The sequence below is a fragment of the Variovorax sp. 22077 genome, from assembly GCF_052044195.1.
GTDB classification, from domain to species: domain Bacteria; phylum Pseudomonadota; class Gammaproteobacteria; order Burkholderiales; family Burkholderiaceae_C; genus Variovorax; species Variovorax atrisoli.
Map to the genome: position 1 here is coordinate 29041 of NZ_JBQEQC010000012.1, position 26569 is coordinate 55609.

A 26569-nucleotide genomic window follows, 5' to 3' on the forward strand; every position below is an offset into this window, starting at 1 on the left:
GGCCCTGGTCAGGGCAGCCGCGCGATCTGCGCCTGCAGCAGGGCGTAGAAGCCCTCGGTATCGGCCTCGCTGATCCACAGCGCATTGGGCGTGCGGCGGTTGTAGCCGCGAAAGTCGACCACCGTCGCGCCGGTCGTGAACTCCCCCTTCGTCTCCACATCCACGCTCACCTTCGCGCCCTTGAAGAGCTCGGGCTCGAGCAGATAGGCGATCACGCACGGGTCGTAGATCGGCCCGACCGCCACGCCGCGGCGGCGCACGCCGTAGGCCATCATCGAGTCGAAGATGTCCGCCACCACCTTGCCGGCGTTGTTGCGCATGGCGCGGAAGGGTGCGATGCGCTCTGGCGTGAGCAGTACGCGGCGCGCCGCGTCGTGCGACATGGCCGTGACCGGCACGCCGCTGCGGAACACGATCGACGCGGCCTCGGGGTCGGCATACACGTTGAAGGTGGCGGCCGGCGTGATGTTGCCGCCCACGCCCCAGGAGCCGTCCATCACCACGATCTCGGCAATGGCCGGCTTGATGTCGGGCGCCGAGTTGAGCGCGGCCGCGAAGTTGGTGAGCGGCCCCAGGCCCACGAGCGTGATGCTCCTAGGCTGGGCGGCGCGCAGCGTCTCGATGATGTACTGCACCGCATGCTTCGGCTCCAGCGGCCCGCGTGGCTCGTGCAGCGTCGGGCCTTCCATGCCGGTCTTGCCGTGCACGTCGTCGGCGAAGATGGGTTCGCGCACCAGCGGGCGCGGATAGCCGGCGTAGACCGGAATCTCGGGCCGCCCGGCCCAGTCGCGCACGATGCGCGCATTCTTCTCGGTCACCGCCAGCGGCAGGTTGCCCACGCTCACGGTCAGCGCCCTGATGTCGAGCCGGTCGGTGGCGGCCATGGCCATCAGCAGGGCGATGGCGTCGTCCTGGCCGGGGTCGGTGTCGATGATGACCTGGCGCCTGCCCGTCACCGGGGGCAGCCGGGTGGCCGGGGTGCCGGCGAGTGCCTGCGCCAGTTGGGCGGGGCTCGGGCTCTGGGCCCATGACACGCCCGCGAGGCCGGCGGCGGATGCGCCCAGCAGCAGGGCGCGGCGGGACAGCAAGGGCCTGGTCACGCGCTCACTCCTTGATGTTGGCGGTCTGCACGATCTTCTGGTTGCGCGCGTACTCGGCCTGCACGAACTTCGCGAAGGCCTCGGGCGTGCCGCTGCCCGGCAGCGCGCCTTGCTCCACGAGCTTGCTGCGCACGCCTTCCTCCTGCAGCACCGCGTTGAGTTCCTGGTTGATCTGCGCGACCACGGCCGGCGGCGTCTTCGCGGGCGCGAAGATGCCGGTCCAGCTCACCATGTCGAAGCCCTTGAGGCCTGGCATCTCGTCGAAGGTCGGCACGTTGGGCAGCGCGGCCAGCCGCTTGCTGCCGGTGATGCCCAGCGCCTTCAGCCGCTTGCCGTTCACGTGCGGAATCGCGCTGGTGCTCACCAGCATCGCCAGGTCGACCTGCTCGCCGATCACGTCGGTGGCGATCTGCGCGCCGCCGCGGTAGGGCACGTGCGTGACGAAGATGCCGCTGCGCTCCTTCAGCAGCTCCATCGCCAGCTGCAGCACGGTCCCCACGCCCGAGGTCGCGTAGTTGTACTTGCCGGGCTTGGCCTTGGCCAGCTTCACGAAGTCGGAGAAGGTCTGTGCCTCGAGGCCGGGCCGTGCCACCAGCACCATCGGCGCCGTGTTGAGCATGCCCACCGGCGCCAGGTCCTTCAGCGGATCGAAGCGGAAGGCCGAGGGGTTCACCAGCTTGCCGATGGCGATGGCGCTGTCGGGGCCCGCCACCAGCGTGTAGCCGTCGGGCGCCGCGTTCACCGCCTTCGCCACGCCGATCGCGCCGCCCGCGCCGGCCACGTTCTCGACCACCACCGACTGCTTGAGCCGTTCGCCGAGGCGCTGGGCCACGAGGCGCGCGTTCACGTCCACGCTGCCGCCGGCCGTGAAGGGCACGATCAGCGTGATGGGCTTGGCGGCAGGCCATGCCGCCTGTGCGAGGGCGGCGGCGGGAAGGGCGGCGCAGAGCGCAGCGGCAAGGAGCAGGCGGCGGGGCGTGTTCATGGCGTGGGTCATTCGTGGTTGGTGGGGGCGGGTTCGGTGTCGAGCCGGGCGCGCAGCGCGTCGAACTCGGCGCTCCATTGCGTGCGCCACTCGCGGCGCTGCGCGTCGTCGATCCATGCGCCGTCGAGGCCGTTGAGCATGAAGCCGCGCAGGTCGTCCAGCCCGAAGCCGAAGTCGCGCACCATCATCAGCCAGGCCTGCGTGGGCGTGACCTTGTGCAGCGTCGGGTCGTCGGTGTTCGGGTGGATGCGCAGGCCCAGGCCGGGCATGCGGCGGATGGGGTGGTCCAGCGCCCAGCGCTCGGGGGGCAGGGTGCGCAGGTAGTAGGAGTTGGTGGGCACGACGGTGAAGATCACGCCGCGCTCGGCGCACCTGCGCGCGTAGTCGGGCTGGTCGACCACCGTGTAGCCGTGGTCGATGCGGTCGACCTGCAATTCGTCGAGCGCGGTGCGCACGTTGGTCCAGGGCATGCCGAACTCGCCCGCGTGCGCGGTGGTCTTCAGGCCGGCCTTCTTCGCGTCGGCATAGGCCCGGGCGAACATCTCGGGCGGGCGGTCGACCTCGCGGTAGTCGATGCCGATGCCAATCACTTCGTCGCAGCGATGAGCCTTGACCCATTCGACCATCTCCACGGCCGCCTCGGGGCTGGCCTCGCGGTCGATGGCGGCGATGAGGCGGCCGGAGATGCCGAACTCCTGCTTCGCATCCTGGATGGCCCGCACGATGGCGCCCTGCGCGAGCGGGTAGGCGATGCCCGACTCATGCACCGTGCCGGTCGGGTTCCAGAAGAACTCCGCATGGCGCACGTTGTGGGCAGCGGCGTCCTGCAGGTATTCGAGCGTGAGCTGGTAGAGGTCGCCGGCGCTGCGCACCAGCTGGGCATCGAGCGCGCGCAGCACCCGCAGCACACCGACCGGCTTCTCGCCGCGCGTGTAGAAGCCCTCGATCTCGTCGTCGGCCAGCGGAGAGCCGGCGCGGCGGTTGAGCTGCTTGAAGGTCTCGTGGCGCACCGTGCCGAACAGGTGGCAGTGCAGCTCGGCCTTGGGCATCGCATGCAGCATCACCTCCAGCGTGAGGGGCGCTGCGGAGATGGTGGGCGCGGACGTGGGGCTGATCATGGCGGGCAGTCTAGTAACGCAGTGCCCATAAGGAAAATTTTGAATTTCTATAATTTGATTCACTGAATCAATAACCAGGGATTCGCCATGGCCGCCTTGCCCCTGCGCGCTCTCACGCTGCGCCAGCTGCAGTTCTTCTCGGTGCTCGTGGAAGAAGGCCAGTTCGGCAGGGCCGCGCGGCGGCTGGCCATCACCCAGCCGGCCCTGAGCAACGCCATCAAGCAGATGGAGAAGCTGCTTGGCGCCGAACTGCTCACCCGGTCCACCCATCGGCTCGAACTCACGCCCGTGGGCGCCGAGGTGCTCGCGCGCACCGACTTCCTGGTCAACACCTTCGAGGTGGCATTGCGCGACATCGAGAGCACGGTGCAGCGCGGCCGGGCCTATGTGCGCATCGGCGTGATCCCCTCGGCCAGCGCGCGGGTGGCGGCTGCCGCCAGCGAGTTCCTTCAGGACGGCCATCGCGAGGTGGAGCTGTCCTGGCGCGATGCCCCGTCGAACACCCTGCTGGCCGAGCTGCGCAGTGGCCAGATCGACATGGCCGTGGCCGCCATCACCGAGCCGCCGGGTGGCCTTACCTGCATCGACCTCTTCCGTGACCCGCTCGTGCTGGTGGTGCGGCGCGACCACCCGCTGGCGGCGGCCGGCGATGCGAGCTGGGAGGCCATCGGCAAGGAGCGGCTGGTGCTCTTCGAAAGCGGAAGCATGCCGGCGCTGGGAAACCCGGCGCGTGCGCAGTTCGCGCAGGGGCCGCAGCCCTACCGCGTGAGCTACTCCGAGACGCTCTATGCGCTGGTGCGCGGCGGCCAGGCCCTGGGGCTGATGCCGCGCCTGTACACCTCGTCGCTGCGCGACCCCGAGCTGGCCGTGGTGCCGCTGCTGAAGCCGCGCGTCGAGCGCCGAGTGGTGCTGGCCTACCTGCCGGGGCCGATGCGCAACGTGGTGGCGCAGGAGCTCATCGCCTTCCTGCGCGAGCGGCTGCCGCAGGCCGGCGAGGCGACGGTGCGGCGCGTGAGCGGCAAGGGCGCGCGGGCGCGGCGCTGAGGCGCTAGCCCATCTGCGTCTCGAAGCGGAAGCGCTCCAGCGTCCAGCCTTCGCCGATCAGGAACATGCGGGTGTGCAGCGCATCGAGCGTGGCGCCATCGATCTCGCGGCCCAGATAGTTCAGCTGCTTGCATCGCAGATCGGCGAAGCCGGCCTCGTAGCGGCACGCCAGCCGCTGCCAGAGCGCATGCGCGCCCGGCGATTGCCGTGCGCCGCTCATGAGGCAGATGCCCCGGTCCAGTGCCCAGCGGTAGACGGCGGAGGCCAGCCCGCGCCGCTGCCAGGCCGGGTGGTACTGCGAATGCGGCGCACGGACGTGGCGATCCGCCCTGCGGCTCAGCTCGATCAGACGATTGAACACGGTGTAGCCCACGAGCATGTCCCGGCGCAGGTCCTCGATGTAGACGTACAACTCGCCGTCGGCCTCGCGAAAACGTGCGCGCAGGCCGGGGTCGCCGAGCGCAAGGCCCGGCATTTCCAGAAGGCGGTCGTGCATGGCGCGCATGCGCTCGTGGACGGGCGCGAGCGTGTCCGCGGGGCCTGGCTTGCCCGGGGCCACGTCGATGCGAAGCTCGGCCGGCCTCAAGAGGCAGCCCGGCAGCGGCGTAAGAAAAGGGAATGGCAGTGCCAGCATGGTCATGCCGTGCCCCTTTGCGCGAGTGAGGGAGCATGCCGAACTTGCGTGCCGTGCGGCACCACGAGCACGTCGCCCGTGGACCATCTCAGCGCGCGCAGCGCCACGCTGCCGAGCAGGAAATCCGTCAGCGCCGAGCGCCTGCGCTTGCCGACCACCAGCAGGTCGGCCCCCGTGTACTGCTGCTGCACGGCCGCCTGCCGAGCCGGATCGCCACGCCCGATCGACGACACCACGCGGTTGCGGCGCGCGTTCGACGCGTCCGACAGCCACAGCATGCGTTCGCGCGCCTGGCGGGCGCAGGCGTGACGGTAGGCGTCTATCGCGTGCGCCGACACGTCGGCATAGCGCAGCTTGCCTTCATGCATGGGTGTGAAGGCATGGAACAGCTCGATATCGGCCTGTTCGTCGAGGTCGCAGGCCAGGTCGACCAGCGAGCGCGATTCCTCGATGAGGTCGACGGCGACGAGGATGCGCGCGTAGCCGCCAGCCTGTGCGTGCAGCCTTGTCACCAGCACGGGCCGCTGCGACGCCCGCAGCAGCCGTTCGGCCGGCTGGCCCTGGAAGAAGGCGGCGAGCGAGCGGTCGGGTTCGTCGCCGATCACCACGAGGTCGCACCAGCGCGCCTCGCGCGCGGCATCGTCGAGCAGTCCTCGCGTGTCGTCGATCTTCTTGACGAGGATGCCGAAGCGCTCGGCCACCTCCAGGCACACGGCGCCAAGGCCGCCTGCCGCATCGGCATTCGCAGGACCCGCGAAGGCCGCGGGGGCGTACATGATCTTCAGCAGCGCGCCGTGCGCCGCCGCGATGGAGGCTGCGCGCACGACAGTGCGCAGGCCGTGCGCCGACAGGTCCGTCACCGCCAGGATCGATTGGATGTTGCTCATCGTCAGTGCTCTTTCCGCATGGCAAGGCCGGCCGCCGTCCGCGGCGAAGCGGCTGGCGACGGGCAAGGGGTTCAGCGGGGGAAGGCGCTGCGCGCCCGGGCGGGCGCGCTACCGCGCGGGGCTTGGGCCCGGCGGTCGATGAAAGGTGCTGATGAAAGGGGAAGGAGGCTGACCGCCGGGCTCAGAGATCTGCGAGGGTCTGGTGCGACCCCGCGACGGTCCGCGCAGTGAAGACTGCGCGCGGCGTGCTGCGGATCAAGGGCTGGCGTTGCATGGCGGCCGAGTGTAGGAAGACCGGCGCACAAGGGCAAACAAAGGCCTCACGGCCCTTGCCAGATTGTTCTTCTCTCTCAGCCGCTCAACTCGGCTGCTGCATGGATCGTCTCGCGCACGCGCGGATAGATCTGCGCGTTCCACTTGCTGCCGCTGAAAACCCCGTAGTGCCCCACGCCGGCCTGAAGGTGATGCGCCTTCATGTAGGGCCGGATGCCGGTGCAGAGGTCTTGCGCCGCGACGGTCTGGCCCACGGAGCAGATGTCGTCGCGCTCGCCTTCCACGGTGAGCAGCGCGGTGCGGCGGATGGCGGCCGGGTTCACGGTTCGCTCGCCCACGGTGAGTTTGCCCAGTGGCAGGTCGTAGGTCTGGAACACGCGCTCCACCGTCTCCAGGTAGAACTCGGCCGGCAGGTCGTTCACGGCCAGGTACTCGTCGTAGAAGGTGCCGATGGTGCGGGCCTTCTCGATGTCGCCTTCGACCAGGTGGGTGTACATGTCCTCGAACTGCTTCTTGTGCCGCTCGGGGTTCATGCTCATGAAGGCCGACAGCTGCAGGAAGCCGGGGTACACGCGCCGCATCATGCCGGCGTGCGGCCATGGCACGTGGCTGATGAGGTTGCGCCGGAACCAGTCGATGGGACGGTCGGTCGCGAGCTTGTTCACCGCCGTGGGGTTGATGCGGCAGTCGACCGGGCCCGCCATCAGCGTCAGGCTGCGGGGCGTGGCGGGGTTGCCGTCCTCGGCCATGAGCGCGGTGGCGGCCAGCGCGGCCACGCAGGGCTGGCAGACGGCCACCATGTGAACGCCAGGGCCGACGGCCTCCAGGAAGCGGATGAGCTGCAGCGTGTAGTCGTCCAGCCCGAAGCCGCCGTGCCACAGCGGCACGTCGCGCGCGTTGTGCCAGTCGGTCAGGTAGACGTCGTGGTCGCGCAGCAGGGTGCGCACCGTTTCGCGCAGCAGCGTGGCGAAATGGCCCGACAACGGTGCGGCCAGCAGCACGGGTGGATGCACCGCATCGGTGTCCTTGCGGAAGTGCAGCAGGGTGCCGAAGGGGGAGACGAGGGTTTTCTCCTCGTGCACGGCTACCTCGGTGCCGTCGGACACCACGCTGCGGATGCCGTAGTCGGGCCGGGTGTGGGTCAGCCGCATGCGCGAGAACACCTCGAACTGGGCCGCCATGCGCCGCATCATGGTGCGCTCGGTGCCTTCCTTCCACAGCGCCTTGGCCAGGTACTGCGCCGCGAGCCGTGCCGGGGAGAGCAGGTCGGCTTGGTTCTGGTAGGCCCGGTACAGCATGAACCTCGCGCAGGCAAGTTGCGGGCCAGCCGCATGGCATGGGGCTTGCACGGCAAAGCCAAAGGCGCAACGCCCAAGGAGAGCTCCGAGATGGCCAAACCCGTACTCACCATCAGCAGCAAGAACTACGGCGCCTGGGCGCTGCGCGGCTGGCTGATGTGCAGGCTGGCGGGGCTGGACTTCAGCGAGAAGGTGATTCCGCCCGACGACCCGGCCATGAAGGCCGAGATGCTGCTGCTGTCTTCGTCGATGCTGGTGCCCTCGCTGCAGCACGGCAGCGTGAAGGTGTGGGACACGCTGGCCATCGGCGAATACCTCAACGAGATCAAGCCCAAGGCCGGCCTGCTGCCCGCCGATGTCGCCGCCCGCGCCCATTGCAGGGCCATCTGCGGCGAGATGCATTCGGGCTTCGCCTCGATGCGCGGCGCGCTGCCGATGAACATCAAGGCCCATTTCAAGAACTTCAAGGTGTGGTCGCGCGCGCAGGCCGACATCGACCGCATCGTCGCGATCTGGCGCGAGTGTCTCAAGGCCTATGGCGGCCCCTTTCTCTTCGGCTCCCAGCCCGGCATGGCCGACGCGATGTACGCGCCGGTGGTCACGCGCTTCCTGAGCTACGACGTGGCGCTCGACAGCGTCTGCGCCGCGTACTGCAAGCGGGTGATGGAGCTGCCCGCCATGAAGGAATGGGTGGCGGCCGCGAAGCAGGAACCCGACGAGATCGACGAGCTCGACGCGGAGTTCTGAGCCGCGCGCTTCATTGGCTTGCCGGAGGCGGCCCGAAGCCCGCCTGCGCTAGCCTGCGCTCGATGTTCTGCGCGGCCTGCTGCAGGTCGCCCAGATGGGCCGACACGATCTCCCGCTCGCTCTTCACCGCCGGCAGCCAGGCGCAGCTGAGGCAGCCCAACACCCGCTCGCCCTGGCGCAGCGGCACCGAGATCGCGCCGAAGCGGTCGGGCGAATCCATGCTGGTCGAGGTCGGGTCGCGCGCCACGTAGCCGAGGTCGCGCGCATGCACCACCATGCGGCGGATGTTTTCGGGGCGCCGCGCGCTGCGGTCGAAGTCATTGGGCGAACGCGTCAGCGCGGAGAGGATCTCCCGGCGCTCGTCTTCCGGGCAGAACGAGAGATAGCAGCGCCCCAGCGAGGACAGCAGCATCGGCGGGCGGAAGCCCAGCGCACGGTAGTTGACCGCCAGCCCGTTGCGCGGCCTGTCGGTGTCGAGGATGAGCATGGCCGTGCCGTCGCGCACGCCCAGGTCGATGGGCCATGGCACCACGCGCTGCAGCGTGGCGCGCGCGGGCGCCGCCAGTGCCGACAGGCGCGTGCGCCACGTCGCCACAGCCCCCGACTGACCCGTTGCCGAGGTGGGCACGTAGCGCCGGTCATGCTCGCTGCGCTCGGCCCAGCCCGCCTGCTGCAGCGTCTTGAGGATGCGCAGCAGCGTGGCCTTCGACAGGCCCGTCTGCCGGTGCAGCTCCTGCAGCGTCACGGCCGAGGAGCGCTGGATGGCCAGCATCACATCGAGCCCGCGGCGCAATGCATCGATGGATTTCACGCTCTGCGCGCCCGTGGTGTCCGACATGCCGGTCTCCGGCAAAGGTTCACTGCGTGAAACTATATCTTCTGGCTTCGCGGCCCCGTTCCTACAGTGCGGACGACACCAACGTCGTCCCACCGAGAAGGAAAAGAGCATGTTGTTTCACCCTCGAAACCCGGCCCGAGCCGCTGCAGCAGCCGTTCTTTCGCTATGCGCCGTGACCGCGGCCATGGCGCAGTCCTGGCCGTCGAAGCCGATCACCATCGTCGTCGCCTATCCGGCCGGCGGCGACACCGACGCCATTGCGCGCACCTATGCCGAGAAGCTGTCGCAGCGCACCGGCCAGCCGGTGCTGATCGACAACCGGCCCGGCGCGAGCGGGATGATCGGCAACGCCTGGGTCGCGAAGGCGCCGGCCGACGGCTACACGCTGCTGTTCACGCCCAGCACCTTTCCCATCGCGCAGCATGTGCTGAAGGCCGGCCCCGGCGTGGCGCACGACGTGGTGAAGGACTTCACCCCCATAGTCAAGACCGGCAACATCCCGCTGCTGCTGGTGACCGCGCCGGTGACAGGCATCCGCAGCGTCGCGCAGCTCGTGGCCGGCGCGAAGGCGGGAAAGGCGCTGAGCTACGGCACGCCGGGCGCGGGCTCGCCGATGCACATCGCGGGCGAGCTCTTCAACAAGGACGCGGGCATCGCAGCCACGCACGCGCCTTACCGCGGCGTGGCGCCGGTGGTCAACGACGTGCTCGGCGGCCATGTCGCCGTGGGCTGGATCACGCCGGGCGCGGTGGCGAGCCACATCGCGGCGGGCAAGCTGGTGCCGCTCGGCGTGGCGGAGCGCCAGCGCACGAAGCTGATGCCCGAGGTGCCCACCTTCATCGAGCTGGGCTTCAAGGATGTGGACGTGAGCGCATGGATGGGCCTGCTCGGCCCAAAGGCGATGCCGCCGGACGTCGTGCAGGCGATCAACAGGCACTTCAACGAGATCCTGAAGATGCCCGACGTGCAGGCAAGGATGGCCGCGCTCGGCATCGAACCCGTGGGCGGCGCGCCCGCGGTGCTGGCGCAGCAGATTTCAGACGACGACCAGCGCTTCGGCAGGCTGGTTCGCGAGTTCGGCATCCGCGCCGACTGAAGAAGACAAGCGACACGGAACAAGGAGACTGCGCATGTTGAGCGAAGAAAAGAACCGCCTGCTGACCGAAGTGGGCCCCGGCAAGCCGATGGGCGACTACCTGCGCCGCTACTGGCACCCGATCGCGGGCGCCAGCGAGTTCGACGACAAGGCGGTGAAGCCGCTTCGCATCCTGGGCGAGGACCTGGTGCTCTACAAGGACCTGAGCGGCAACTACGGCCTGGTCGACCGCCGCTGCCCGCACCGCAGCGCCGACATGTCCTACGGCTACGTCGAGCAGTGCGGCCTGCGCTGCAGCTACCACGGCTGGCAGTACGACCAGAGCGGCCAGTGCGTGCACCAGCCCTTCGAGGAAACGCTGGACCCCGGCGCACGCATGCGCAGGAACACGAGGATCAAGGCCTACTCGGTGCAGGAGAAGGCCGGCCTGCTGTGGGCATACATGGGCCCGCAGCCCGCGCCTCTTTTGCCCGACTGGGAACTCTTCAACTGCGCGAACGGCTTCGCGCAGGCGGTGTTCGCCGAGATCCCCTGCAACTGGTTCCAGTGCCAGGAGAACTCCATCGACCCGGTGCACTTCGAGTGGACCCACAACAACTGGACCACGCGCCTGCAGGGCGACGAAGGGCCGTACGTGCCCACCCACCTGAAGCTGGCCTTCGAGGAGTTCGAGCACGGCTTCGTCTACAAGCGCCTGCGCGGCGGCGAGCGCGAGGACAACGTGATGTGGACCACCGGCCGCGTCACGCTGTGGCCCAACGGCTTCTTCCTGGGCCATCACTTCGAATGGCGCGTGCCCATCGACGACCACAACACGCTGAGCGTGCTGTGGGTGCTGAGCCGCGTGCCCAGCGAGCAGGAGCCCTACGTGCAGGAGCGAATCCCGTCGTGGTACGGACCGATCAAGGACCCGGTGACGGGCCGCTGGATCACCAGCCACGTCGCCAACCAGGACTTCGTGGTGTGGGTGGGGCAGGGCACCGTCACCGACCGCACGCGCGAGAAGCTGGGGCAGAGCGACAAGGGCATCGTGATGATGCGGCGCCGCTTCTTCGAGGAGCTCGAGGCGATGCAGGCCGATCCGGCGCACGAGCCCAAGGGGCTGATCCGAGATCCGGAGAAGAACCGCAATGTGTTCCTGCCCTCGGCATGCCGCGACGAGATGATCAACGGCCTGCCGCGCAAGGAGCTGGCGGCACATCCGCTGCTGGGGCCGTACCTGAAGGACTTCTTCGGCCAGGCCGGGCAGCCCGACGAGGTGCGCGCGGCCTACGAGAAGGCCATCGGGCAGAAGGTGGAGGGCGCCACCTTCTTCAAGGTGCACGGCGCCGGCATCGAGGAAGAGGCCCGGGAAGAGTCTCGGAAAGAGGCGCGGGAAGAGGTCTAGCGCCGGAACATCCGCAGGTCGAGCTCGCTTTCCTCGCCCAGCCACATGGCGTGCGTCGTGTGGTCGGCGAGGTCGTCGCCGGTCACGCCATGCACGAACACGTCGAGCCCGTCGCGGTTGGCGTCGAGCCAGCCGATGACTTGGTCGAACTCGGCGGCGTCGAAGGCGAGCTGGCAGCTCCAGTGCGGATGGGGGCCCACAAGCCGCTCGTGCACGCGGCCGACCACCACCATCAGCTCGCGGCCCGCGCGTTCGCAGAGGGCCTTGGCCTGCGCGAGCGTGTCGGGGCCGAAATAGACGTGGGCGTGGTACTGGGCGTAGAGGTTTTCTGGACGGCGGGGCATGGTGCGCTCATTGTGATCCCGTTCGCGCTCCGAGGCTGAAGCGCCCGCTGTAGCGGAACACGTCGCCCAGCCAGCGGTGGCGCAGCAGCATCTTCATGGTGAAGCGGTCTGCGTCGGCGGGGTCGGGCCGCTCCTCGACATAGGCGGTGCCGAGCAAGAGCCCGAGCGGCAGTGGAACGCTCATCCCCGCGACGCGCCAGACATAGCCCAGGTCGCGGAACACCAGCGCGCCTTCTTCGGCGCTCACCGCGAGGCGCATGCCGATGCCGAAGCGCACGTACTCGATCACCTCGCTGCCCCGGGCCGCATCGTGTTCCATGTGCGAGCGGAAATGGAAGGCCGCCCTGCCGGGGAAGCGGAAGACGCGGTCCCAGTGGAGCGTGGCGGCGTCGGGGCGGCAGCGGTAGTGCACCTCGATGGGCACTTCCTTGCCCTGGTGCGGCACCAGCGCGCCGAACAGCCGCCCGAAGGGCATCAGCAGCGCAGCCCAGGGCGCGTGCCAGACCTCGTCCATGGTGCCGCGCACGCAGACGTGATCGTCGGAGAAGGGCCTCATCGCATAGTGGCGGCGGATGACCTCGCCCAGCCGGTCCCACGCGGGGCCCAGCGCCTGCCGGAAGACGGGTTGCACCGTCATCGAACGGCCGCAGTCGCCGTGGCTTCGGCGCGTGCCTTGTAGAAGCGCAGGATGTTCTCCGAAGCATCGTTGAGCAGCAGGTGCATGACGCGGTCGGCATACCAGTTGAAGCTGGTGCTCAGCCGCCACGACACCGCCACGCGCAGCTCGGTGCCGCCCTCTCGCGGCGTCAGCGTGTAGGTGGCGTCGCGCAGGTCGAAGTACTGGCCGCCGATCATCACGTGGTCGTCGAGCGCGCCGGCCGGGAAGGAGTCGGGCGAGAAGCGGAAGCGCCACTTCAGCAGCCGGTTGGGCTCCCACTCGGTGATGACCTCCTCGAAGTGGACGTTCTTCTGCCACTGCACCTGGCGCACGCGGCCCTCGGGCGTGTCGACGGTCACGCCCGACACCGGCATCGGCACGCCGATGCGGTAGGCCCAGGCGTCGCCGACTTCGGCGGGGCGGATGTCGCGCGCTGCGTTGAGCTCGTGCCACACACGCTCGGGCGGCGCGGCGATGAAGAGTGCGCGAGAGGTGTCCGAGTAGCGGTCGGGGTTGGGCAGCTGGGGCTCGATGGCGCCCAGCACCAGCGGCAGCATCGCGAAGCTGTAGACGGCCTGCTTCGGCCAGTTGGTGACGCGGCACACGATGCCCATCGCCAGGCCGCCCACGCTGCCCATGGTGGCGAAGAGCGGAACGATGACGATGGCGCAGATCAGCCCCTCGATGAACACCAGCAGCGTGCCGCCGACGAAGAGCGAGGTCGCCACCCAAGGCGCCCAGATGTAGTAGCCCCAGCTGCGGCGCTCGATGCGCTCGGCCATGTACACCGTGACCGCGCCGCACACGGCGGGCACGAAGTAAACGAAGGAGGCCAGCATGGCCGAGTAGGGCTTGCCGGGCGCGCTGCTGAAGAACAGGCGCAGCACGAGCGCGACCGCCGCGCCGATGGCCATCGGCCAGAACCAGCCGAAGGGCATGCCGCGAACGGGCCTGGGCTGTGCTTCTTCGTTCGGCGCGGGCTGCGGCTGGTTGGGGGGCAGCTCGGCGAGCCTGCTGTCGTCGGAGTCGTTCTGCATGGAAGGCTCTTCTCCTCTGTCTGTACGTCTGTCTTGTTTGTGTTGCTGTCGGGCCCTCAGTCGGCGCGGCGGGTGGCGGTGACGATGCAGTAGTCGAAGTCGCGCCAGAACATGCCCAGCGCCAGGGCGCAGTAGCTCGCCACGATGTGCTTGCGCCGCCACGGGCTGAGCCTGCCGCGTGCCTTCCAGAGCTCGGCCAGCGTGAAGCGGGTGGCCAGCACCGGGATGTGCAGCGCGCTCGGCGCCACGCGCCAGCGCAGCGACTTCACCTCGACATCCTCGAAGCCATGGGCATGCAGCGCAGCCACGAAGTCTTCGCGCACGGCCAGCGTGGGCACGGCCCAGCTGTCGGCCCACAGGCGGTGCAGCCAGCCAGCGATGCCGCCGGGCTTGCGTCGAAGCAGGAAGCCGTCGACCACCGCGAGGCGCGCGCCGGGCTTCAGCAGGCGCGCAACTTCGCGGACGAAGTCGGCCTTGTCGGTGCCGGCGGCATAGCAGGCGCTTTCGAGCGCCCATGCGCCGTCGGCCTGGGCGGCGGGCAGGCCGGTGCGGGTGTAGTCGGCCTCGATGTGGGCCATGCGGTGTGCCACGCCCGCGGCGGCGTCGAGCTTCGCGGCGATGCGGTTCTGCACGGCCACGTTGGTCACGGTGACGGCATAGAGCGACGCATGGTCGCCGACCAGCGTGCGCGCGGTGGCGCCGGCGCCGCAGCCCATGTCGATCACGCATCGGTGGATGTCGCCGCCCGAGAGTGCGGCGTCGATGCGCAGCGCACGGCCGACCATGCGGTTCATCTCGACCAGCATGCCTTCGCGGCGCAGCGGGTTCAGGCCCGCGCGCCAGAAGCCGAAGTGCATGTTGTAGCTGGGGCTCCAGGCGCTGTAGTCGGTTGCTACCTCGGTGAAGTAGTCCTGGGTGTCTTCGGGGGTGAGAGTGTTCTCGGAGTGGCTGCGCGCGCGAGTCTCGTGCGGCAGGCGGAAGTCGGGCTGGAATACGGTCGGCATGGCGGTTTCCTCGGATGGTCGTTTCTTCTTCAGATGCGGCAGTTGCCGTCATTGCAGGACGGCGCGACGCGCCCCGCCAGCCTCGCGGCCAGCCAGCGTGGAATGCGGTAGCGGTTGCGCGCCAGCAGCGCATAGGCGCGATCGGCCAGCGGCGCGACCAGCGGCAGGTCGAGCAGCACGCCGCCGCTGGACAGGCCCACCGCCGCGCGGCAGATGCGGATCGCCGGCACGCCGACGTGCACACGGCCTTCGGCGTCGACGACGTGGATGGCGGCCATCAGCGCCTCGCGCGGTGCAGGGCCGCTTGTGAAATCGGCTGGCGAGCAGTCGACCAGATTCAGCCGGCCCGCCGTATCGCGTGCCTTGAGCGCGCCCATTTCGGCGGAGCAGATCGCGCAGCTCGCATCGAAATAGATCGTCAGAGGGGGGACTGGAACGGTGGTGTGGCTCATGTTGTTCCTTGTTATCGATATTTCTGTTAAAACAGAAATTGACGGGCAAAAAAAGAGACCTCAGATCATGGGAAGGCTGGCGTGGTGCGCGTCCGGGTCTTCGCCCTTGCCCGCGCCCTTGCCGCCTTGCGACGAATCGCCGCGCACGAACTTCTGCACGCTCGCGCCGAGCGTCAGCACCTTGTCGAGCGTGCCAGGCGACAGCCGCAGCATTTCGTCGGCCCAGGTGGCGAGCTTTTCCATGAGCTCCATCGTCGAGCGGATGCGGTCCTGCGCATCGGCGGGCTCTTTCTGGAAGTCGGGGCTGGCCACGAGCTCGCGCAGCACGCGCACCGTGGGGTCGAACTCGCGCTCCTTGCGCTCGCGAACGACGGTGCGGAACAGCTCCCACACGTCGACGCTGGTCTCGAAGTAGTCGCGCCGGTCGCCCAGTGTGTGGGTCACGCGGACCAGGTTCCAGGCCTGCAGCTCCTTCAAGCTGTTGCTGATGTTGGAGCGGGCCACGCCGAGGGTTTCGCACAGCTCTTCGGCGTTCATGGGCTTGCCGTGGGCGAAGAGCAGGGCATGGATCTGCGAGACGGTGCGGTTCACGCCCCACAGCGAGCCCATTTCGCCCCAGTGCAGGACGAACTTGCGTTGGATGTCGGTGAGTTCCATGGCGCCGAGTTTAGGATTCTCGAAATTTCTGTCAAGACAGAAATTAAAAATTCGGCAGCGACGGTGAATCGGTGGAATACTGTATGAATAAACAGTTAATCGAGTTGCCAAGGAATCGCCGACCATGCCAGCCGCCTTCATTCCCATCCACGCCATCAAGGGCCGCGGCGCGGCCACGCACATCGCGCACCGCTTCTCCAAGGACGAGCGCAACGCCTTCGACGACGGCTGGGGCACGCTGGAGGAAGGCGCGGCCGAAGCCGAGGAGCTCCAGCCCATCGCCACCGAGGTGCGCTTCGAGGACGTGAAGTCGGCGCTCAACGAGAACGACTCGCCCGACATCTACTTCGACCGCTCGATCAACCCGTACCGGGGATGCGAGCACGGCTGCATCTACTGCTTCGCGCGTCCGACCCACAGCTACCTCAACCTGTCGCCCGGCCTCGACTTCGAGACCAAGCTGATCGCCAAGCGCAACATCGTCGAGGTGCTGCGCGCCGAACTCGGGCGCCGCAGCTATCGCCCGAACTACATCGCCATCGGCACCGCCACCGACTGCTACCAGCCCATCGAGCGCGAGCTGCGGCTCACGCGCTCGGTGATCGAGCTGCTGAGCGAGGCGCGGCATCCGTTCGCGCTGGTCACCAAGTCGAGCGCCGTCGAGCGCGACCTCGACCTGATCGCGCCCATGGCGGCCGACCATCTGGCGGCCGTGTACGTCACCGTGACCACGCTCGACGGCGACCTCGCCCGCAAGCTGGAGCCCCGCGCGGCCGCACCGCACCGCCGGCTGCGCACCATCCGCGCGCTCACCGAGGCCGGCGTGCCGGTGGGAGTGAGCGTGGCGCCGCAGATTCCCTTCGTCACCGAAGACATGGAGCAGGTACTCGAGGCCGCCTGGGAGGCGGGCGCGCGCAGCGCCTTCTATACGGTGGTGCGGCTGCCCTGGGAGGTGGCGCCGCTCTTCAAGGAGTGGCTGGCGCTGCACTACCCGCAGCGCGCCGACCGCATCATGGCGCGCATCCGCGAGATGCGCGGCGGCAAGGACTACGACGCCGACTTCGCCACCCGCATGAAGGGCTCGGGCCTGTGGGCCGACCTGATCCACCAGCGCTTCCAGAAGGCCGCGAACCGCCTGGGCTACAACCGCGAGCGCATCCCGCTCGATCTTTCCGCGTTCCGGCCGCCGGGGGCTGCGGGGCAGGGCAGCCTGTTCTAGAGGTGCACAATCCGGGGCTTGTCGACCACCCCGCAGCGCACCCGGTACGCCCGGCATGCGCGCAGAGCCTCCAGCCCCAGAGGGCGCATGCGAATCCACGAACTGAAAGAGCGGCTGCGAAAAGCCGGAGCCGGCCCCAGCCACGAACAGCGCATCCTGCGGCTGTGGTCCCACGCCCTGCCCAGGAACAGCGGCAGGCGCCTGCCCGCGAGCTTCTTTCCCGCGCCGCTGATGGAGGCGCTGCCTGCCATCGAGGCCGAGCTGGCGGGGCTGGCGCGCGTGGTCGCGGCGCATCCGGGTGCCGATGGCTCTGAGAGGCTGCTGGTGGCCCTCGCCGACGGCCAGACCGTCGAAAGCGTGCTGCTGCCGCGCGACGGGCTCTGCGTCTCGTCGCAGGTGGGCTGCGCGGTCGGCTGCCAGTTCTGCATGACGGGCCGCGACGGCCTGCTGCGCCAGGTCGGAAGCGCCGAGATCATTGCCCAGGTCGCGCTCGCGCGCATGCGCAGGCCGGTGCGCAAGGTGGTGTTCATGGGCATGGGCGAGCCGGCGCACAACATGGACAACGTGCTCGAAGCCATCGAGCTGCTCGGCACCGTGGGCAACGTCGGCCACAAGAACCTGGTGTTCTCCACGGTGGGCGATCCGCGCGTGTTCGAGCGACTCGCCAGGGAGCGCGTGAGGCCCGCGCTGGCGCTCTCGCTGCACACCACCAAGGCCGAGCTGCGCAGGAAGCTGCTTCCGCGCGCGCCCGGCATGACGCCCGAGGAGCTGGTCGAGGCTGGCGAAGGCTATGCGCGTGCCAGCGGCTACCCGATCCAGTACCAGTGGACGCTGCTCGAAGGCGTGAACGACGGGCAGGACGAGATCGACGGCATCGTGCGGCTGCTCTCTGGCAAGTGGGGCGTGCTGAACATGATTCCCTTCAACGCCGTGGATGGCGTGGCGTTCAACCGTCCGTCGTGGGAGCGCTGCAAGCAGATCGCCCGCACGCTGCACGAGCGCGGCATTCTCACGAAGCTGCGGCAGTCGGCGGGGCAGGACATCGACGGCGGGTGCGGGCAGCTGAGGGCGCGTGCCGCCGAGGCGGCCGAGGTCGCGATACCGATCCGCCGGATCGAAGCGCAGCGCTGAGGAAGCGAAGAAGGAAAGCGGCGCTCCGGCCGCCTGTCGCCTGGCGCCTGCCTCAGGCGAAGGAGGCCATCCAGTGGCGGATCTTGTCGGGTGCCTCGACCATCACGTTGTGGCCGTGCGCACCGAGGTCCATGGCGTCGGGATCGAGAGAGCGGGTCTGCGCCAGCGTCACCATCGCATCGTTGCCGCCGCGGGCGAGATGGACGGGGCAGCGCGCCAGCGACATCAGTTCGGACAGCGGCGGCTTGCCGACCGCATTGGCGCGCGGATCCATCGCCAGGCGCCAGCTCTCGCCTTCTCGGGCGACACCTCGCGCAGCCACCGGTGATGCCGCACCGGCCACCGCCGCGAGGCCGGACACCTTCAGGTAGCGCTCCTGCGCCTCCGCTTGCGTCGCGAACAGCTTCGCGGGCTGCAGCGCCAGCGCCTCCATGCGACGAAGCTCCTCGTCGCTCCACGCGATCTTGATGCCGGCCGCGAACACGCGTTGAGGCATCAGGCCGAACCAGCCGGTGGCGAGCGCAAGGGCGACCACGCCGCCCAGCGAATGCCCGAGCACCACGAGGCGTCCGCCGGGCTGGATGTGCGGCAACACCGCGCGCGCCACGCTCGCGGCGTGCTGGCCGATGGCATAGGAATCCTGGGCGGCGGAGCGGCCGTGGCCGGGCAGGTCCGGCGCCAGCCAGCGGCCTTGCCAGGCGGCGCTTGCGCCGGTGCGCATGTCCGCGCACAGAGGCGACCACACTGCGCCGGTCGCGCCCATGCCATGCAGCATCAGAAGCAGGTCGGGGCCTTCGCCGCCTTGTTCCATGTGGATGTCCACCGCCTTGTCTCCGTCGGATCTTCGAAGAGCCGAGAATACCCGCCGGTGCGTGCACGACGCCTCCGGCAGAGCCGCCGCGCACATCAGGCAAAGCCAAGGGGCGGGCAGGCACGCCATCAAGGAGCGCAAGGCGTTGCCACGACGAGGATCACCTGCGCGCCGCGACACTCCGCGCCTCAGCCGGCGTCCACCAGCTCCCAGTGATTGGCCAGGTGCATGAGATGCGCCCGGGTGTACTCCGGCTTGCCGAGCGCGCCGTAGGCGAAGTGCGGTGCGAGCGCCGAGCGGTGCCGCTCGAAGCGTTCCAGCGCGCTCATCAGGTGGTCCACGGCCGCATCGAGGGGCTGGCCTGAGGCGATCGCCGGTGCACCGGGGATGGGCTCTTCGAGCCCGTGGCTCATCTTTCCGCGCGCCGAGAACACCGCGAACGCCGTGCGGCCCAGCGAGGCGCGGAACCACGCGGGCTTGAGATGCGGAAAACCGTCCAGCGAGTACTCGATGCTCTGCGCGCTGTGGTGCAGCACCTGGGCCAGGTCCCAGCCGGAGCGGGTGTGCAGCGGTGTGGTGCGCAGGCGTTCGAGGGTGCGCATGGCGCGGGGAAGGTCGGTGAAGTCGGCCATGGCGATGGGCTGGTCGGCGTGGGTGAGGACGTAGCCGGCACCCGCGGCCGCCGCGCCGGCGAGCAGCGCGCCGCCGGTCAGCAGGGCGCGCCGGGTGCGCCGGGCCGGATGGTCATTCCTGGTGTCGGTGTTCATGTGGTGCCGGATGGTAGGCACCGGTCAGCGCCGGAACTGTCAAATTTCCGACGATCTCCCAACGATCGCGCTTCGGGCTGCTCAGGCGCTGCGGCCCGGCCACCTGTGGCGCGTGCCCCCGGAGCGGCGGTCGGCCTTCTCGGGCACCACGCCCAGCGCGCTCAGTTCCTTGCCGCGCAGTTCGAGCCGGCGCAGGCATGTGAGGAAGACGTCGAGGTGTTCCTCGTCGATGGCTTCGAGCAGGTCCATGTTGAGGCGCGCGATCCGCGGGAACACCGAGTCGCACAGTTCCCGGCCCGCGGCGCTCAGCCGCACGTGCACCTCGCGGCCGTCGTCGGCATCGCGCCGGCGCTCCACCAGCTTCTTCTCTGCCAGGCTGCGCAGGCCGCGCGAGGTGCGCACGCGGTCGAGGTGCAGGCGCTCGGCGAATGCGGAGGAGGTGATCTCTCCGATCTGCGCGAGCATGCCGATCATTCCCCACTCGCGGTGCGTGATGCCGAAGCCGCCTTCGACGAGGCGCGTCGCCATGCCACTGCCCGCGCGCATGGCACGGGAGAGGCGGTAAAGGAGCAGGTCGTCCAGGGAGCGCGGCGCGCGCAGCGCCTGAGCATCGGGGAAAGCTTGCATTGGAAATCCGAACGCGAGGTCTTGCGGGCCAACCGACCTCGATGGTGGGTGATGGATTAGATCAATCGTTTGTTGATATTTATAAACTGCCGGGCAATGAATATTGCCGCAATGTCATTGAGACTCGCGGAATTTATCCATTAAGACGTCCGCCAATTGCGGAAAGTCAGTTGTTGCTCAGTATTCGCCGCCGCGCTTGCGCGCAGAGTCGGCATATCGCACCGCTATTCGCGCCGTATTGATCGCAATTTGAATATCGATCGATAGCAATAGTGGAATTGTTGGACCCCAAGCCTTTTGCAGCAGTCATTCAAGGAAGGAATCCCTTGCTCGATCTGAACGAAGTCGCCATGTTTGTCCAGGTGGCGCGCCTGGGCAGCTTCGCGGAGGCCGCGCGGCACCTGCGCGTGCCCTCGGCCACGGTGAGCCGGCGCATCCAGCAGCTCGAGGCGCGCCTGGGCACGCGCCTGATGCAGCGCTCGACCCGCAAGCTCACGCTGACGAGCGCCGGCCAGACATTCCACGAACGCTGCGGCCCGGCGGTCGAGGAACTGATCGAGGCCGGGCAGTCGCATGTGGCGGTTAACAAGGAGCCCAGCGGCGCGATCCGGGTGGCCGCTTCGGCCAGCTTCTTCGAGTATTTCGACATGAGCTGGGTGTCGGCCTTCATGGCTGCGCACCCGCTGGTGCAGATCGACTTCGTGCTCAGCGACCTGCCGGCCGACCTCATCGCCGACCGCATCGACGTGGCGTTCCAGATCGGAGCGCTCGAAGATTCGAGCTACGTGGCGCGCCGGATCTTCACGAGCTACGGCGGCCTCCTGGCAAGCCCCGCCTACATCGCGGCGAACGGCGCGCCGCGCGACCTTCGCGAACTGAGCGAGCACGAATGCGTGACGCAGCCGCCTGCCACGGGCAGCTTCGCCACCTGGCGCCTGCAGGGTCCCGACGGCTCCGAGGAAGACGTGCGTGTGCGCGGCCGCTTCAGCAGCAACACCCACGTCGCACTGCGCGAGGCCGCCTGCGCAGGACTGGGCATCGTCGCCCTGCCGGCGATCCTGACCGCGGCCGAACTGGCGTCGGGCCGGCTGGTGCCCGTGCTGCCCCAATACATGCGGGCAGGGCGAGGCATGAGCGTGGTCTACCCGAGCCGCCAGCAACGGCCGCTGGCGGTCACGGCGTTCGTGGACATGGCGGTCGAAAAGCTCAGTCTGCAGGAGTGGACGCCTCATTCAGCCGACACCATGAGCGAAGGCCGGCCGCAGCGGCATCTCGATTATTCGGTCTGCCGCTGAGCTTCGCGCGCAATTTCCGCCGTTCTTATTTGCTTGTCGCATATGCACCATATGAGGGCGAATTTGCCATTATTTGGTGCAATTTATTCTGCTTGATCGAGTGGATTGCGTCGAAAGCTGATCGGCTGAAACTCATTTTGTGCGCTAGTGGAGCGCAACAAATCTCGTAAACAATTGTCACGAAGTCTTTTGATGGACATGCAATTCGGCATGTCTGCATTGTGCTCAGTGCACGAAAAAACTCATTCATTTTCATCATTCCCGCATTGGGAAATGGATCTCCCAGGTCACGGGCAAGGGGTACGGGTTGAATACACGGTCGACGGGTGCAGCGAAACAACAGGCAGAACAGGCAGGCCAACGGCTTTCGCGCCGCACCAAGGGTTTCACGCTGATCGAGTCGGCGGTCCTTCTGGCTTGCTTCGCCGTGGCCGCATCCGCCGTGCTGCCCCGCTGCAAGAACGAACTCCTGAGCGGACGTCCGCTTGCCGGGTCGGACGGCCTCGTGGCGTCCCACATCGGCATGCAGCGCTTCCAACATGCTGCCGCAGGGGCGCTGGAGCGCATCCTTGCGCCGGGCCTGCAAGGCTGGCGCGACACGGCTTCGATGGATTGACGGGGCATGGCGACGGCGCAGAGGAGACACCCATGCTGAGGCTCGGCGTCCACAAGCTGCCCATGGCAGAGGTGGTCCTGATCCGCACGATCATGCGGCTCTCGGCGGGCCAGCCCGGCTTTGCCTGGCAGCTGGTCGATGCGCCGCCCTACGACGCGCTGCTGGTCGACGGCTCCTCGGCGCAGCATGAATATCCCGGGGTGGTCGGCAGCATGGCCGCGGCCGTGCTCAGGCTCACGCGCATGAACGCGGGCTGGCAGCCCGGCACCATGGAGCGGCCGATCCGCGCCGACAGGCTGCAGCAGTGGCTTTGCAGCATCGAGCAGGCGTTGCGCGAGGCGCAGCCCGGCGGCCTCATGCTGCACGAGCAGACGGCGCTGGAAGTCGAGGTCTCCGACGCGGAGCGCTTCATGCTGCGCCGCTGGCCGCCGTCCATGCTGCTTCGCAACGACCTCGACAACATCCGCATGGCGAGCCTGCTGTCGCGCCGCGCGTTGAACGCGAGCGAGCTGTCGGACATCAGCCAGCTTCCTTTCTCGAAGTGCGTGGCCTTCCTGCTCGAACTGCGCAGGGCCGGCGTGCTGGAGCTGCACGTGGCGCAGGCGCTGCCGCCTGTCGCGCCCCGGAGCGACAAGGCGCTGCGCAGCCGCGATCTCGCGCGCAGCTTCATCGATGGCATCCGCCGCCGGCTGGGCCTGCGCGTGCCATGAGGGAGCACAAGATCCTCGTCACGGGCACCGTCGGTGCTGGCAAGACGACGGCCATCGGCCTCGTGAGCGAGGTCGCGCCCGTCGTGACCGACGTGCGCAATTCCGACGCGTCCATCGACAAGGCCCGCACCACCGTCGGGCTGGACTACGGCCAGCTCACGCTGGACAACGGCGACATCGTCCGCCTGTTCGGCACGCCGGGGCAGGCCCGCTTCGACTTTCTCTGGAAGATCCTCGCGCGCAACGCGCTGGGCCTGATCGTGCTGATGGACAACTCGCGGGCCGATCCGCTGGCCGACCTGTCCATGTACCTGGACGCATTTGCCGAGCACCTGCGGACGCTGCCCTGCGTCGTGGGCGTGGGGCGGATGCACTCCCATCCCGTGCCCACCCTCGACGACTATGCCGAGCGGCTCGCATCCTCCGGCCGGGTGTTTCCGATTCTCGACGTGGACGTGCGCCGCAGGAGCGACGTGCTTCTGCTCATCGACACGCTGCTCATGCAACTCGAAGCCGACATGCGGGGAGACGAAGCGTGAGTTCCACACACGGCCTGTCAAAGACTGCCACGGCGCACGCGCAGCGCGAAGTGCGAAAGCTGGTCGAAGAGCTGACCGGGGTGACGGCGGTGGTGGTCGCCACGGCGGACGGCTTCGACGTCGCCTCCGCCTGCGTCAGCGACACGGACCCGGCGCGCGTGGCCGCCATGGGCAGCTCCATCGTGGCGATCGGCGACGTGGTCTCCCAGGAGGCTCGCCTCGGTCGCCGCGAGAGTGTGATGGTGCTCACGGACTCTGGCTTCGCGGTGTTCCACAGCGTTCATCGCCGCGATGCCGATCTCGTGATCAACGTGCTGGCGCGAGACAGCGCCGTGCCCGCGATGGTGGCGTACCGCGCCGCCCAGCTCGCCAGGACCCTCGCCGAGGTGTGACCACCGATTCCCCCGCGCGCGTCTGCGTGGCGCGCGGGTCTCTTCCCGTACGCAGCAATCCCTTCATTGAACTTCAACGATTTCCCTGGAGAAAAACTTGGCTTCCATCAAGCAGACGCTCGAAGACATCCTCACCATCGACGGCGCCATGTGCGCGGCCGTCGTCGACGCCGGCAGCGGCATGATCCTCGGCAGCGCAGGGTCGGGCGTGGACATGGAGATCGCCGCGGCCGGCAACACGGAAGTGGTGCGCGCCAAGCTCAAGACCATGCGTGCGCTGGGCCTGAGCGACGTGATCGAGGACATGCTCATCACGCTCGGCAGGCAGTACCACATCCTTCGGCCCTCGTCGGTGAAGGAAGGGCTCTTCCTCTACGTGGTGCTCGACAAGCAGCGCGCCAACCTCGCGCTCGCGCGCCGCAAGACGCAGGAAGTCGACAAGCTGATGGACTTCTGAGAAAGCGGCAGGCAGTTCCCGGTGCTGGATCTCAACGAAGTCGCCATGTTCGTGCAGGTGGCGCGGCTGGGCAGTTTTGCCGAAGCCGCGAGGCACCTGCGCATGCCTTCCGCCACCCTGAGCCGTCGAGTGCGGCAGCTGGAGGCGCACCTGGGCACCCGCCTGCTGCAGCGCTCGACCCGCAAGCTGGCGCTGACCAGCGCGGGGCAGGGCTTTCTCGACCGCTGCCTGCCCGCGGTCGAGGAGCTCATGGGCGCCGGCAAGCTGCAGCTCGCCGGAGGCCAGGAGCCGAGGGGCCTGGTGCGGGTGGCCGCCCCGGCCAATTTCTTCGACTTCTTCCCGATCGAGTGGGTGTCCGCCTTTCTCTCTGCGAACCCGCACGTGCGGCTCGACTTCGTCCTCAGCGACGCGGTGGCCGACATGATCGCGGAGCGCGTCGACGTGGCTTTCCGCGGTGGCCCGCTACGGGATGCGAGCGGCGCGACACGCAGGATATTCGCCAGCTACGGCGGCCTCTTCGCGAGCCCCGGCTACGTGGCTGCGCACGGCCAGCCTGCCAGCCTGGAGGAGCTGGGCGAACACCATTGCGTGACGCCGCCGCCGGACACCGGCCGCCTGTCGACCTGGCTCCTGCTGGACGTCGAAGGCGTGGAGCACGACGTGCAGGTGCGCGGCCGCTTCGTGAGCAACATGGAGGACGTGCGGCGCAAGGCCGCATGCGCCGGCCTGGGCATCGCGGCGCTGCCGTCGATCGTGGTGGCCTCCGACCTGGCCGCCGGACGGCTGGTGCGCGTGCTGCCGCAGTACAGGCGCGCCGGACGCGGGCTGAGCGTGACCTACGCCAGCCGCCACCACATTCCGCACGCGGTCTCGGCCTTCGTCGAGATGGCGATGGAGAAGCTTGCCGCCAGCCAGGACTGGGGTTCGGCTTCTCCGGGGAGGCCTGCCGGCTGAAACGCCGGCCGGCGGCGGTCAGTCGGCCTTGGCGGTACGGTCGGCCGCGGGCGCAGGGCAGTTCGCGGGCGCACCGGCCACGTCGGCGCCGCACCAGTCGCCGCCCAGCGCCTTCACCAGGAACACCGACGTCAGCAGCCGCTGCCCCTGCAGCTGCGCGGCCTGCCGCTCCACCGTCAGCAACGACTGCTGCGCGGTGATCACGTCGAGATACGTCGATGCGCCGCCTTCGTAGCGGCTGGTCGCCATGTCGAGCACGCGCCGCGCCGCCGCCACCGCCGACTGGGCCTGCGTGGTGGCGCTGTCGAGCGCCGAGAGGCCTGTGATGCCGTCTTCCACTTCCTGCATCGCCGTCAGCACGGTGCGGCGGTAGTTGCCGACGGTGGCGTCGTAGCCGGCCTTCGCGAAGTCGACGTTCGCGCGGATGCGCCCGCCGTCGAACAGCACCTGCGTGGCCGACACGCCCACCGACCACAGCAGGCTGGGGCCGTTGAAGAGCGTCTCGATCATGCGGCTGTCCACGCCCACCGTGGGCGAGATGACGAAGCTCGGGTAGAAGGCGGCCGTCGCCACGCCGATCTGCGCGTTGGCCGCGGCCATGGCGCGCTCTGCCGAAGCCACGTCGGGGCGGCGCTGGAGAATTTCCGAACGCACGCCCAGCGGCACCGCGGGCGGCCTGATCTCGCGCAGGTCCACCGGCAGCGAGAAGCTGGGTGCCGGCGTGCCCGTGAGCGTGGCCAGCGCGTGTTCGTACTGCGCGCGCTGCTTCTTCAGCACGTCGACCTGCGTGAGCGTGGTTTCGAGCAGCGCCTGCTGCTGCGCGACGTCGAGGCCCGACACCGCGCCCAGGTCGTGACGCGCCGTGACCAGCTCCAGCGCGCGGCGCTGCAGGCCGATGGAGCGCGAGAGCACGTCGAGCTCGATGTCGGTGGAGCGCAGGTTGAAGTAGTTGCTGGCGAGTTCGGCGCTCAGCAGCAGCCGGGTGTTGGCGAGATCGGCGGCTGATTGCTCGGCGGAGGCGGCCGCACCCTCGACGGTACGCTGCACGCGGCCCGCGAGGTCGATCTCGTAGCTCGCGTTCAGCGAGAGGGCGAAGTCGTTCTGCACCGTCGATGAATTGGCGGTGGCGTAGTTGGTGAGCGGCCGGTTGGCCGAGATCTTCAGGCGCGAGGCGCGCGCGCCCAGGCCCAGCTGCGGATAGCGGCTCGCCGACGTGGCCGCCAGTGTGGCGCGCGCCTGCGCCAGCCGCGCGTTGGCGATGGCCAGCGTGGGGCTGCCGGCCATGGCCTGCGCCTGCAGGGTGTCGAGCGTGGCGTCGTCGAAACGCTTCCACCACGGGCCCTTGTCGGCGCTGTCGCTGGGCGTGCTCAGGCGCCAGGGCTCCTCGAGCTTCCAGCTCACGGGCAGGGGGGCGTCGGGCTTCCTGTAGTCGGGGCCGACGGCGCAGCCGGCTGCGAGCATGAGCAGTGCGGTGCAGGCGGCCGCGCAGGGC

Annotated in this window: 30 protein-coding genes; 13 read left to right on the plus strand and 17 right to left on the minus strand. The window is 68.7% G+C overall.

Annotated elements, in window-relative coordinates; translation table 11 throughout:
• Positions 1-8: 8 nt before the first annotated feature.
• The 3 genes from ACTJLF_RS18225 to add are packed head-to-tail and all read right to left on the minus strand — an operon-like array spanning position 9 to position 3203.
• A complete protein-coding gene (locus ACTJLF_RS18225; protein WP_440883642.1) occupies positions 9-1100 on the minus strand; it encodes a nucleoside hydrolase in 1092 nt (363 codons plus the stop codon).
• A gap of 4 nt (positions 1101-1104) precedes the next feature.
• Entirely contained in the window at positions 1105-2085 is a 981-nt protein-coding gene (locus ACTJLF_RS18230; protein WP_440883643.1) for a Bug family tripartite tricarboxylate transporter substrate binding protein, read from the minus strand.
• Positions 2086-2093: 8 nt separating this feature from the next.
• Entirely contained in the window at positions 2094-3203 is a 1110-nt protein-coding gene (add, locus tag ACTJLF_RS18235) for an adenosine deaminase (protein ID WP_440883644.1), read from the minus strand.
• An 87-nt stretch (positions 3204-3290) separates the two neighbouring features.
• Between add and ACTJLF_RS18240 the strand changes: the two genes are divergently transcribed.
• On the plus strand, positions 3291-4247 hold the full coding sequence (locus ACTJLF_RS18240) for a LysR family transcriptional regulator (protein ID WP_440883645.1): 957 nt from the start codon (positions 3291-3293) through the stop codon (positions 4245-4247).
• 4 nt (positions 4248-4251) lie between these two features.
• Here the strand turns inward: ACTJLF_RS18240 and ACTJLF_RS18245 are convergent, their stop codons facing one another.
• From ACTJLF_RS18245 to ACTJLF_RS18255, 3 genes are all read right to left on the minus strand, one after another.
• Positions 4252-4887, minus strand: a complete 636-nt coding sequence (locus ACTJLF_RS18245; RefSeq protein WP_440883646.1) for an N-acetyltransferase — start codon at positions 4885-4887, stop codon at positions 4252-4254.
• Positions 4884-5768, minus strand: coding sequence for a universal stress protein (locus tag ACTJLF_RS18250; RefSeq protein ID WP_440883647.1), 885 nt, complete (start codon positions 5766-5768; stop codon positions 4884-4886). Before ACTJLF_RS18250 ends, ACTJLF_RS18245 begins: the two co-directional genes overlap by 4 nt.
• Positions 5769-6118: 350 nt before the next feature.
• Positions 6119-7339 carry a polyhydroxyalkanoate depolymerase gene (locus ACTJLF_RS18255; protein WP_019655768.1) on the minus strand — a complete coding sequence of 407 codons (1221 nt, stop codon included), beginning with the start codon at positions 7337-7339 and terminating at the stop codon, positions 6119-6121.
• Between the two features lie 90 nt (positions 7340-7429).
• Between ACTJLF_RS18255 and ACTJLF_RS18260 the strand changes: the two genes are divergently transcribed.
• Positions 7430-8086 (plus strand): glutathione S-transferase, encoded by a 657-nt coding sequence (locus tag ACTJLF_RS18260; protein WP_026346511.1) that lies wholly within the window; start codon positions 7430-7432, stop codon positions 8084-8086.
• Between the two features lie 10 nt (positions 8087-8096).
• Here the strand turns inward: ACTJLF_RS18260 and ACTJLF_RS18265 are convergent, their stop codons facing one another.
• Positions 8097-8924: a helix-turn-helix domain-containing protein gene (locus tag ACTJLF_RS18265; protein ID WP_440883648.1), complete on the minus strand. Its 828-nt coding sequence runs from the start codon at positions 8922-8924 to the stop codon at positions 8097-8099.
• Between the two features lie 109 nt (positions 8925-9033).
• Here ACTJLF_RS18265 and ACTJLF_RS18270 point away from each other — a divergent pair, with 109 nt between their 5' ends.
• Together ACTJLF_RS18270 and ACTJLF_RS18275 are read left to right on the plus strand one after the other, a co-directional pair.
• Entirely contained in the window at positions 9034-10020 is a 987-nt protein-coding gene (locus tag ACTJLF_RS18270; protein WP_440883649.1) for a Bug family tripartite tricarboxylate transporter substrate binding protein, read from the plus strand.
• Positions 10021-10054: 34 nt separating this feature from the next.
• The gene (locus tag ACTJLF_RS18275; RefSeq protein WP_440883650.1) at positions 10055-11407 is read left to right on the plus strand and encodes a Rieske 2Fe-2S domain-containing protein; all 1353 of its coding nucleotides are present in this window, start codon (positions 10055-10057) and stop codon (positions 11405-11407) included.
• Here ACTJLF_RS18275 and ACTJLF_RS18280 read toward each other — a convergent pair.
• Genes ACTJLF_RS18280 through ACTJLF_RS18305 form a run of 6 tightly spaced genes read right to left on the minus strand, consistent with a single transcriptional unit; the run spans position 11404 to position 15559 of the window.
• Positions 11404-11751 (minus strand): DOPA 4,5-dioxygenase family protein, encoded by a 348-nt coding sequence (locus ACTJLF_RS18280; RefSeq protein ID WP_440883651.1) that lies wholly within the window; start codon positions 11749-11751, stop codon positions 11404-11406. The two genes, ACTJLF_RS18275 and ACTJLF_RS18280, sit on opposite strands and share 4 nt — an antisense overlap.
• A 7-nt stretch (positions 11752-11758) precedes the next feature.
• Complete coding sequence (locus ACTJLF_RS18285; protein ID WP_440883652.1) at positions 11759-12388, minus strand: DUF4166 domain-containing protein; 630 nt, start codon at positions 12386-12388, stop codon at positions 11759-11761.
• Positions 12385-13446: an SRPBCC family protein gene (locus tag ACTJLF_RS18290; protein WP_440883653.1), complete on the minus strand. Its 1062-nt coding sequence runs from the start codon at positions 13444-13446 to the stop codon at positions 12385-12387. The genes ACTJLF_RS18285 and ACTJLF_RS18290 overlap by 4 nt, the downstream gene beginning before the upstream one ends.
• Positions 13447-13502: 56 nt before the next feature.
• Positions 13503-14450, minus strand: coding sequence for an SAM-dependent methyltransferase (locus ACTJLF_RS18295; protein WP_440883654.1), 948 nt, complete (start codon positions 14448-14450; stop codon positions 13503-13505).
• Positions 14451-14479: 29 nt separating this feature from the next.
• Positions 14480-14902: a thiol-disulfide oxidoreductase DCC family protein gene (locus ACTJLF_RS18300; RefSeq protein WP_440883655.1), complete on the minus strand. Its 423-nt coding sequence runs from the start codon at positions 14900-14902 to the stop codon at positions 14480-14482.
• A gap of 60 nt (positions 14903-14962) precedes the next feature.
• Positions 14963-15559, minus strand: coding sequence for a GbsR/MarR family transcriptional regulator (locus ACTJLF_RS18305; protein WP_019655778.1), 597 nt, complete (start codon positions 15557-15559; stop codon positions 14963-14965).
• A 124-nt stretch (positions 15560-15683) separates the two neighbouring features.
• On the opposite strand from ACTJLF_RS18305, the gene ACTJLF_RS18310 reads away from it, so the two are divergent.
• The gene (locus ACTJLF_RS18310) at positions 15684-16778 is read left to right on the plus strand and encodes a PA0069 family radical SAM protein (RefSeq protein WP_126185049.1); all 1095 of its coding nucleotides are present in this window, start codon (positions 15684-15686) and stop codon (positions 16776-16778) included.
• Between the two features lie 87 nt (positions 16779-16865).
• Entirely contained in the window at positions 16866-17909 is a 1044-nt protein-coding gene (locus ACTJLF_RS18315) for an RNA methyltransferase (protein WP_132751736.1), read from the plus strand.
• A 52-nt stretch (positions 17910-17961) separates the two neighbouring features.
• On the opposite strand, the gene ACTJLF_RS18320 is transcribed toward ACTJLF_RS18315, so the two are convergent.
• From ACTJLF_RS18320 to ACTJLF_RS18330, 3 genes are all read right to left on the minus strand, one after another.
• Positions 17962-18720: an alpha/beta fold hydrolase gene (locus ACTJLF_RS18320; protein WP_440883656.1), complete on the minus strand. Its 759-nt coding sequence runs from the start codon at positions 18718-18720 to the stop codon at positions 17962-17964.
• Between the two features lie 188 nt (positions 18721-18908).
• Positions 18909-19487, minus strand: coding sequence for a DUF1569 domain-containing protein (locus ACTJLF_RS18325; RefSeq protein ID WP_019655782.1), 579 nt, complete (start codon positions 19485-19487; stop codon positions 18909-18911).
• Positions 19488-19568: 81 nt separating this feature from the next.
• The gene (locus ACTJLF_RS18330) at positions 19569-20114 is read right to left on the minus strand and encodes a MarR family winged helix-turn-helix transcriptional regulator (RefSeq protein WP_019655783.1); all 546 of its coding nucleotides are present in this window, start codon (positions 20112-20114) and stop codon (positions 19569-19571) included.
• A 326-nt stretch (positions 20115-20440) separates the two neighbouring features.
• On the opposite strand from ACTJLF_RS18330, the gene ACTJLF_RS18335 reads away from it, so the two are divergent.
• The 7 genes from ACTJLF_RS18335 to ACTJLF_RS18365 all read left to right on the plus strand — a co-directional run bounded on the left by ACTJLF_RS18335 (position 20441) and on the right by ACTJLF_RS18365 (position 25077).
• Complete coding sequence (locus ACTJLF_RS18335) at positions 20441-21409, plus strand: LysR family transcriptional regulator (RefSeq protein ID WP_132751734.1); 969 nt, start codon at positions 20441-20443, stop codon at positions 21407-21409.
• A gap of 427 nt (positions 21410-21836) precedes the next feature.
• Complete coding sequence (locus ACTJLF_RS18340; protein ID WP_132800465.1) at positions 21837-22025, plus strand: hypothetical protein; 189 nt, start codon at positions 21837-21839, stop codon at positions 22023-22025.
• Between the two features lie 32 nt (positions 22026-22057).
• Complete coding sequence (locus tag ACTJLF_RS18345; RefSeq protein WP_354324321.1) at positions 22058-22735, plus strand: hypothetical protein; 678 nt, start codon at positions 22058-22060, stop codon at positions 22733-22735.
• Entirely contained in the window at positions 22732-23274 is a 543-nt protein-coding gene (locus ACTJLF_RS18350; RefSeq protein ID WP_132751731.1) for a GTP-binding protein, read from the plus strand. Before ACTJLF_RS18345 ends, ACTJLF_RS18350 begins: the two co-directional genes overlap by 4 nt.
• Entirely contained in the window at positions 23271-23666 is a 396-nt protein-coding gene (locus tag ACTJLF_RS18355; RefSeq protein ID WP_019655788.1) for a roadblock/LC7 domain-containing protein, read from the plus strand. The genes ACTJLF_RS18350 and ACTJLF_RS18355 overlap by 4 nt, the downstream gene beginning before the upstream one ends.
• A 97-nt stretch (positions 23667-23763) precedes the next feature.
• Positions 23764-24123, plus strand: a complete 360-nt coding sequence (locus ACTJLF_RS18360; RefSeq protein WP_126185041.1) for a hypothetical protein — start codon at positions 23764-23766, stop codon at positions 24121-24123.
• 21 nt (positions 24124-24144) lie between these two features.
• Entirely contained in the window at positions 24145-25077 is a 933-nt protein-coding gene (locus ACTJLF_RS18365) for a LysR family transcriptional regulator (RefSeq protein ID WP_440883657.1), read from the plus strand.
• A gap of 18 nt (positions 25078-25095) precedes the next feature.
• Here ACTJLF_RS18365 and ACTJLF_RS18370 read toward each other — a convergent pair whose 3' ends face one another.
• Entirely contained in the window at positions 25096-26538 is a 1443-nt protein-coding gene (locus ACTJLF_RS18370; protein WP_440883702.1) for an efflux transporter outer membrane subunit, read from the minus strand.
• Positions 26539-26569 lie beyond the last annotated feature (31 nt).

Excerpts from the sequence above, each read along its gene's own strand:
- ACTJLF_RS18315 (WP_132751736.1), top strand. The coding sequence starts at position 16,866 with ATGCGAATCCACGAACTGAAAGAGCGGCTGCGAAAAGCCGGAGCCGGC.
- ACTJLF_RS18270 (WP_440883649.1), top strand. The coding sequence starts at position 9,034 with ATGTTGTTTCACCCTCGAAACCCGGCCCGAGCCGCTGCAGCAGCCGTT.
- ACTJLF_RS18285 (WP_440883652.1), bottom strand. The coding sequence starts at position 12,388 with ATGACGGTGCAACCCGTCTTCCGGCAGGCGCTGGGCCCCGCGTGGGAC.
- ACTJLF_RS18350 (WP_132751731.1), top strand. The coding sequence starts at position 22,732 with ATGAGGGAGCACAAGATCCTCGTCACGGGCACCGTCGGTGCTGGCAAG.
- ACTJLF_RS18345 (WP_354324321.1), top strand. The coding sequence starts at position 22,058 with ATGCTGAGGCTCGGCGTCCACAAGCTGCCCATGGCAGAGGTGGTCCTG.
- ACTJLF_RS18310 (WP_126185049.1), top strand. The coding sequence starts at position 15,684 with ATGCCAGCCGCCTTCATTCCCATCCACGCCATCAAGGGCCGCGGCGCG.
- ACTJLF_RS18245 (WP_440883646.1), bottom strand. The coding sequence starts at position 4,887 with ATGACCATGCTGGCACTGCCATTCCCTTTTCTTACGCCGCTGCCGGGC.
- ACTJLF_RS18265 (WP_440883648.1), bottom strand. The coding sequence starts at position 8,924 with ATGTCGGACACCACGGGCGCGCAGAGCGTGAAATCCATCGATGCATTG.
- ACTJLF_RS18370 (WP_440883702.1), bottom strand. The coding sequence starts at position 26,538 with ATGCTCGCAGCCGGCTGCGCCGTCGGCCCCGACTACAGGAAGCCCGAC.
- ACTJLF_RS18300 (WP_440883655.1), bottom strand. The coding sequence starts at position 14,902 with ATGAGCCACACCACCGTTCCAGTCCCCCCTCTGACGATCTATTTCGAT.
- ACTJLF_RS18275 (WP_440883650.1), top strand. The coding sequence starts at position 10,055 with ATGTTGAGCGAAGAAAAGAACCGCCTGCTGACCGAAGTGGGCCCCGGC.
- ACTJLF_RS18250 (WP_440883647.1), bottom strand. The coding sequence starts at position 5,768 with ATGAGCAACATCCAATCGATCCTGGCGGTGACGGACCTGTCGGCGCAC.
- ACTJLF_RS18280 (WP_440883651.1), bottom strand. The coding sequence starts at position 11,751 with ATGCCCCGCCGTCCAGAAAACCTCTACGCCCAGTACCACGCCCACGTC.
- ACTJLF_RS18305 (WP_019655778.1), bottom strand. The coding sequence starts at position 15,559 with ATGGAACTCACCGACATCCAACGCAAGTTCGTCCTGCACTGGGGCGAA.
- ACTJLF_RS18325 (WP_019655782.1), bottom strand. The coding sequence starts at position 19,487 with ATGAACACCGACACCAGGAATGACCATCCGGCCCGGCGCACCCGGCGC.
- ACTJLF_RS18230 (WP_440883643.1), bottom strand. The coding sequence starts at position 2,085 with ATGAACACGCCCCGCCGCCTGCTCCTTGCCGCTGCGCTCTGCGCCGCC.
- ACTJLF_RS18260 (WP_026346511.1), top strand. The coding sequence starts at position 7,430 with ATGGCCAAACCCGTACTCACCATCAGCAGCAAGAACTACGGCGCCTGG.
- ACTJLF_RS18320 (WP_440883656.1), bottom strand. The coding sequence starts at position 18,720 with ATGGAACAAGGCGGCGAAGGCCCCGACCTGCTTCTGATGCTGCATGGC.
- add (WP_440883644.1), bottom strand. The coding sequence starts at position 3,203 with ATGATCAGCCCCACGTCCGCGCCCACCATCTCCGCAGCGCCCCTCACG.
- ACTJLF_RS18295 (WP_440883654.1), bottom strand. The coding sequence starts at position 14,450 with ATGCCGACCGTATTCCAGCCCGACTTCCGCCTGCCGCACGAGACTCGC.
- ACTJLF_RS18240 (WP_440883645.1), top strand. The coding sequence starts at position 3,291 with ATGGCCGCCTTGCCCCTGCGCGCTCTCACGCTGCGCCAGCTGCAGTTC.
- ACTJLF_RS18330 (WP_019655783.1), bottom strand. The coding sequence starts at position 20,114 with ATGCAAGCTTTCCCCGATGCTCAGGCGCTGCGCGCGCCGCGCTCCCTG.
- ACTJLF_RS18255 (WP_019655768.1), bottom strand. The coding sequence starts at position 7,339 with ATGCTGTACCGGGCCTACCAGAACCAAGCCGACCTGCTCTCCCCGGCA.
- ACTJLF_RS18290 (WP_440883653.1), bottom strand. The coding sequence starts at position 13,446 with ATGCAGAACGACTCCGACGACAGCAGGCTCGCCGAGCTGCCCCCCAAC.